The following is a 5481-nucleotide window of genomic DNA, read 5'->3' as shown; positions in this document are numbered from 1 at the left end:
CCCGCTTCTTCGTCTTGGGTGGTCAGATCCTGGCGTCCTGTTTCGGCACGAGCACCTGTTTGATGATGATGAGGATGGATGCCGTGACCGGCACGGCCACGAGCGCGCCGAGCAGCCCCAGCAGGGTGCCACCTGCGAGGGCGCCGATCACCACGAGCGAACCGGGGACCGAGACCGCCCGGTTCATCACGCGCGGAGTGATCACGTAGGCCTCGATCTGCATGTAGACGAGGTAGATCGCGGCGAAGACGAGCGCGGCGATCGGATTGCTGAAGAGGGCCAGGCAGGTGCCGAGGATCCAGAACAGCACGGAACCGACCAGCGGGATGAGGGTGACGCAGAACGCGATCGCCGCCATCAGGGGCGGGAACGGCAGGCCGAGGAAGAAGTAGAGCAGGAACGCCAGCGTCGCATTGCAGAACGCGAGCACGACCATGCCCATCACGTATCCGCCGACCGAGTCGGTGATCTGGTCGGTGATGTCTCCGGCGCGAGCGCGGTCGCGGGCCGGAGCGAGACGCAGCAGTCCCTGCTTCATGGTAGGGAGGGAGGCGAGGAAGTACAGCGTCAGAACGAGAACGATGATGGCGCCGGAGATGCCGGTCGCGATCGAGGCGCCGACCGCCAAGGCGCCGCCGCCGATCGTCGCCAGGTTGCCGAAGTCGGTCAGGAACGACTGCACCTCGGCCACGAGGTCCTGGAACTGGTCGCCGAACTGGGCTTCGAGCGTCGCGTAGACGTCACTGCCGGTGAAGTCCTTGATCATGCCGGGCACGGAGCGCACGAAACTCGCGATCTGATCGATCACGACCGGGAGGATCATCCACAGCACGAGTGCCACCACGACGATGAGGCTCAGGATCACGACGACGACCGACAGTACCCGTGAGACGCCGCGCCTCTCCAGGAACCGGACGGCGGGGTCGAGGCCGAGCGCGCCGAAGAGCGCGAGGGCGATGTAGATGAGCACGGTCGACAGGCTAGTGAGAGCGAGGCCGATCACGATCGCGCCGAGGCCGCCGAGTGTCACGAGGAAGCCGAACACGAAGGGGCGGTCGATGCGCGTCCAGAAGGAGCGACTCGGTGTCATCGGCTCGATCACGACCGGGCGGGCGATGGCGGGGGCGGCTGACGAGACCTCGGATGCCGGCGCGGTTCGGCGGCGGGAGGACGCAGGAGTCGTGGTGTCGCTCGCGACCGCCTCGTCGTTCACAGCGGGACTCGGTGCGGCGCCGTCGAGGGGCGCGGAGGCGGGCGACTCTTCGTTGCTCATGTGCTCACGATAGCGGTGCGGCAGGTCGAAATCCGGGTGTTCCGCGGCTCTAGAGTAGGGGCATGACCGCCGCCGAGGACCCGAAGGCCGAACTGCTCCGACTTCGCGCCACCATCGACAACATCGACGCTGCACTGATCTTCATGCTGGCCGAGCGCTTCCGCGCGACCCAGCAGGTCGGGCACCTGAAGGCCGATCACGAGATGCCGGCGTCCGACCCGAATCGGGAGGAGCAGCAGGTCGCGCGACTGCGGGCTCTGGCCGAGGAGGCCCACCTCGATCCGGAGTTCGCGGAGAAGTGGTTCAACTTCGTGGTGGCCGAGGTGATCCGCCACCACACCGAAGCGGCCGAGGGCCGCTGAAGGAGGTGCCGGACGGGCGACGGTGTGTGCAGCACTCGCCCGTCCGGAGCTTGAGGTTCATTGACCAACTAAGTTCAATGAATAAACTTAGGGAGAGACTACGGATCGCGCCACGATCTGTCAACAGCTCGCCACCGACGGGCTCGGAAACGGGAACACATGCTCAACGCGGATGACAGCCTCGACACCCAGGCATCGGTACGACGCGCGAACCTGCGCCGAGCGCTGCAGCTCGTCTTCCGGAATCCGGGCACCCAGACGCGGGCAGGCATCGCGAGGTCGACCGGGCTGACCGCGGCCACCGCGTCGTCCCTGGTCGCCGAGCTCATCGAGGATCGACTGATCGTCGAGGGGGAGCAAGCCGCGAGCACAGGCGGCAAACGCGCGACCACCCTCAGCGTCGATGCGAGCCACCACCTGATCCTCGTCCTGGTGATCCAGCCGCTCCACGCACAGATCGCCCTCGTCGCGCTCGACGGGACGGAGCTCGAGACGCGGCGGGTGGGCTACAGCGTCGAGGAGCGCGACCGCTCGCTCGACGAGGCGCTGACCACCGTCGCCGGCGAGTTCGGCGGAAGACTGCTCGCCGCGGGGGTGCAGCTCCCGGGGACGACGGACGGTCGCTCGGTGCTGGAGAGCGTGCAGTTGAAGTGGGAGGGAGTGCCCCTCGCTGAGCGGTTCGAGCGGATTCTCGACGCACCCGTGCTCCTCATCAACGACGTCGACGCGGAGGCGATCGCGGAAGCAGGGATGGAGGAGTCGCCCAGTGGGTACCGGCTCTTCATCCACCTCGGGGGCGGTGTCGGTGCGGCCGTGACGCTGAACGGCGAGCTCGCGCCCGGCCCCCGCGACCGCGCGGGAGAGATCGGCCACGTGCAGGTGGTGTTCGGCGATGCCGCTCGCCTCTGCCGCTGCGGTCAGCGCGGCTGCCTGGAGTCCGCGGCCGCACTGGGCGCGATGTTGGGCGAGGACTTCTCCGACGCGATGGACGCCTCCGAGATCAGGGCGCTCGCGGCGACAGCCGACGAGGAGCAGCTCGACGAGGGTGCTCGCGCGCTCGCCAGGGCGGTCAAGCTCATCGGCGCGCTCCTCGACCCCACCGAGGTCGTGATCGGCGGACCGGCGACCGAGCTCGGACCGCGCTTCCTCGATCGGGTGCGCCGCGAGACCGAGTACCCCGCCCGCGGTACGACGCAGGTGCCGGTCCGCTACGCCGACCCGCGGGTGTCACTCGCCGCCGGCGCCGCGCAGGTCGCCCTGACCTCGGCCCTCGGCGTGCGTTGGAACCCGCAGCAGCTGCGCGCAGCATCCACCTCTGCAGCATCCACTTCCGCCGCATCCACTCCCCGCCCCTGACCGTCAGCGCGTGGCCTGAAGGAGTTCTCACGACACGAAGGTCGGAATCGAGCATCCGGTCCTTCAGAACGTGAGATCTCCTTCGGAGCGCGAGTCGCGATCCCCTTCGGAACACGCGCCGACGGGTGCTCAGCCGCCGAACTCGCCGATCAGGATCAGCGGGCTGTGATTCGTGTTGCAGGTGTCGCTGATCGGATCGATCAGGCTCGTGTCCTGCAGCAGCGCTCCGGGCGTGTGGCCGTCGCCCTGCACCCAGGAGAGCAGCGCGGTGAACGGGTCGGACATGGTCGTCTCCGAGGCGCCCGCGAGCGTCTCGAGGTCGACGGTCGCCGCGTCGACCCGCCGCGTCCACTCCGCCTCGTCGAACGCCTGGTATTCGGTGAGGCCGATGTCGGCGTTCGAGAGCGCGCTGTAGACCTCGGAGAAGGCATCGCACTCGGAGGTGATCGCCCCGTCCCGGACGAACTCCGCGGTGGAGAAGTGCGGGGTCGCGGTCCAGGCGACATCGTTGGTGACCCACACGTTGAGCGTCGGTCCTGTCTCTTCGGTGATCGGCCACACCAGCTCGGTCGTACCGTCGCAGGTGCCGCTGAGCGTCGCCTGCCCGAGCGTCATCGGGTCACCCAACTCGACGCGGAACGGGCCGCCGCCCTCGCACGTGAAGTCGATCGTCACCGAGCGCATGTCCTCACGAAGCGGGAAATCGACGCCGGGGAACGGCTCGGTCGGCCCGGTTCCGGAGATCTCGGGGCCGTCCACGCTCACGGACGCCATCGTTTCGCCCGTCGCCGTCGGCGTGGGGTCGGCCTCGGGCTCCGCCGCGGTGCATCCCGCCAGCATCACCACGAGGGCGGCGAATGCGGCGGCGGCGCCGAGCGCAGAGCGTGGATGGGGCATGGGACTCCTTCGTCGCGTCTCAGAGATTTCTATCACTGAACGCGCGTGCCCTTCGTCGACGACCGCGTCCTACTTGACGCTGCCCGCGGTCAGCCCGCCGACCAGGCGCTTCTCGATGAGCATGAACAGGATGACCACCGGCAGGATCGCGACGATCGAGACGCCGAACACGTACTGCCAGCTGGTCTCGTACTGCCCGACGAACTTGGTGAGCGCGACCGACAGTGGCTGGTTCTTGTCGGTCGACAGGATCACGAGCGAGGCCGCGAACTCGTTCCAGCAGGCGACGAACGTGAACACGATCGCGGTGACGATGCCCGGCCACACGAGCGGCAGGTTGATCTTGAACAGCACGGTGAATCGCCCCGCGCCGTCGATCTGCGCGGCCTCGTCGACCTCTTTCGGGATGCCGGCGAAGAAGGAGTGCATGATCCACACGGCGAACGACAGGTTGAAGGCGGCGTTGATGAAGATCATCGCCATCCAGGTGTCGCCGAGCCCGAGCACGGTGAACTGTCGGAACAGACCCGAGGTGAGCACGGCGGGCTGCAGCATCTGCGTGATGATCACGAGGAACAGGAACACCATGCGGCCGGGGAACTTGAACCGGGCCGTGTAGTACGCCGCCGGCAGCGATACCAGCAGCACGAGCAGCGTCGCGAAGACGGCGATGACGATCGTGGAGATCAGGTTGTACGGCAGCGGCGTCTCGGGGGTCGACCACATCGTGATGTAGTTCTCCCAGTGCCACTCCGTGGGGAGGTAGGTCGGGTCCACCGACCGGATCTGCGGCTTCGTCTTCACGGAGCCGAAGAACATGATCAGGTACGGCAGCACGAAGATCGCGAGCACCAGGAATCCGGCCGCCATGCGCAGGATCACGCGGGGGAGCGTCACCTGGTCCTCGGTGTAGCGGCGCTTGCGCCCCGGGATGCGGGGGGCGGCGCCGTCGCCGGCGGTGGTCACGAGGGCAGTCTCGGTCACGGTCATGATCAGACCTCCTTCATGGGCTTGACGATCTTCACGTAGGCCGCGACGATCACGATGACGATGAGGAACGCGACCACCGAGAGGGCGCTCGCGACATCCACCTTCTTCTGCAGCTCGATGTACTTGAAGATGAGCGTCATGATCGTGTCGGCGCCGTAGCCCGGTATCGACCCGGTCATCACCTTCAGGATCGGCAGCGAGTTGAAGACGTTGATGATGTTGATGAGCACCGCGACCGCCAGCGCACTGCGCAGCTGCGGGAGGATGATCGACCAGTAGGTGCGGGCCGGGCTCGCGCCGTCCATCTTCGCCGCCTCGATCGCGTCGGCCGGGACCGCCTGGAGTCCGGCGAGGATCGTGTACGTCGTGAACGGCAGCGATACGAAGATCGCGATCACGATCGACCAGGTGAAGGCCGTCGCGGGGTTCTTGGTCCAGCCGTACCCGACGGCGTCATCCGAGAGCCCGATGTCGTAGAGGAACTTGTTGAAGATCCCGAAATACGGCTCAAGGCTGTAGTAGAAGACCATCGTCGTCATGACGACGGATGCCGCCCAGGGCACGATGACGGCCATGCGCACGAGCTGGCGTCCGGGGAACGCC

The 5481-nt window shown here is 67.1% G+C and carries 6 protein-coding genes; 2 read left to right on the top strand and 4 right to left on the bottom strand.

Translation table 11 applies throughout. The annotated features are described in order from the left end of the window. Positions 1–22 precede the first annotated feature (22 nt). Positions 23–1273, bottom strand: a complete 1251-nt coding sequence (locus ACNPM4_RS11700; protein WP_448985815.1) for an AI-2E family transporter — start codon at positions 1271–1273, stop codon at positions 23–25. Between the two features lie 62 nt (positions 1274–1335). On the opposite strand from ACNPM4_RS11700, the gene ACNPM4_RS11695 reads away from it, so the two are divergent. Continuing rightward, entirely contained in the window at positions 1336–1635 is a 300-nt protein-coding gene (locus ACNPM4_RS11695; RefSeq protein ID WP_029263226.1) for a chorismate mutase, read from the top strand. Positions 1636–1794: 159 nt separating this feature from the next. After that, the gene (locus ACNPM4_RS11690) at positions 1795–2991 is read left to right on the top strand and encodes an ROK family protein (RefSeq protein ID WP_448985814.1); all 1197 of its coding nucleotides are present in this window, start codon (positions 1795–1797) and stop codon (positions 2989–2991) included. Positions 2992–3120: 129 nt separating this feature from the next. Here ACNPM4_RS11690 and ACNPM4_RS11685 read toward each other — a convergent pair whose 3' ends face one another. From ACNPM4_RS11685 to ACNPM4_RS11675, 3 genes are all read right to left on the bottom strand, one after another. Next, positions 3121–3888 carry a hypothetical protein gene (locus tag ACNPM4_RS11685; protein WP_448985813.1) on the bottom strand — a complete coding sequence of 256 codons (768 nt, stop codon included), beginning with the start codon at positions 3886–3888 and terminating at the stop codon, positions 3121–3123. Between the two features lie 69 nt (positions 3889–3957). Further along, positions 3958–4878, bottom strand: a complete 921-nt coding sequence (locus tag ACNPM4_RS11680; protein WP_181156371.1) for a carbohydrate ABC transporter permease — start codon at positions 4876–4878, stop codon at positions 3958–3960. Between the two features lie 2 nt (positions 4879–4880). Next, on the bottom strand, positions 4881–5481 hold a 601-nt coding region (locus ACNPM4_RS11675; RefSeq protein WP_448985812.1), incomplete at its 5' end, for a carbohydrate ABC transporter permease.

The sequence above is a fragment of the Microbacterium umsixpiens genome (assembly GCF_053543675.1).
Note: the sequence above shows the minus strand (reverse complement) of the source record. Positions and strands in the feature narration are given on the sequence as shown.

Excerpts from the sequence above, each read along its gene's own strand:
- ACNPM4_RS11700 (WP_448985815.1), bottom strand. The coding sequence starts at position 1,273 with ATGAGCAACGAAGAGTCGCCCGCCTCCGCGCCCCTCGACGGCGCCGCA.
- ACNPM4_RS11690 (WP_448985814.1), top strand. The coding sequence starts at position 1,795 with ATGCTCAACGCGGATGACAGCCTCGACACCCAGGCATCGGTACGACGC.
- ACNPM4_RS11695 (WP_029263226.1), top strand. The coding sequence starts at position 1,336 with ATGACCGCCGCCGAGGACCCGAAGGCCGAACTGCTCCGACTTCGCGCC.
- ACNPM4_RS11680 (WP_181156371.1), bottom strand. The coding sequence starts at position 4,878 with ATGACCGTGACCGAGACTGCCCTCGTGACCACCGCCGGCGACGGCGCC.
- ACNPM4_RS11685 (WP_448985813.1), bottom strand. The coding sequence starts at position 3,888 with ATGCCCCATCCACGCTCTGCGCTCGGCGCCGCCGCCGCATTCGCCGCC.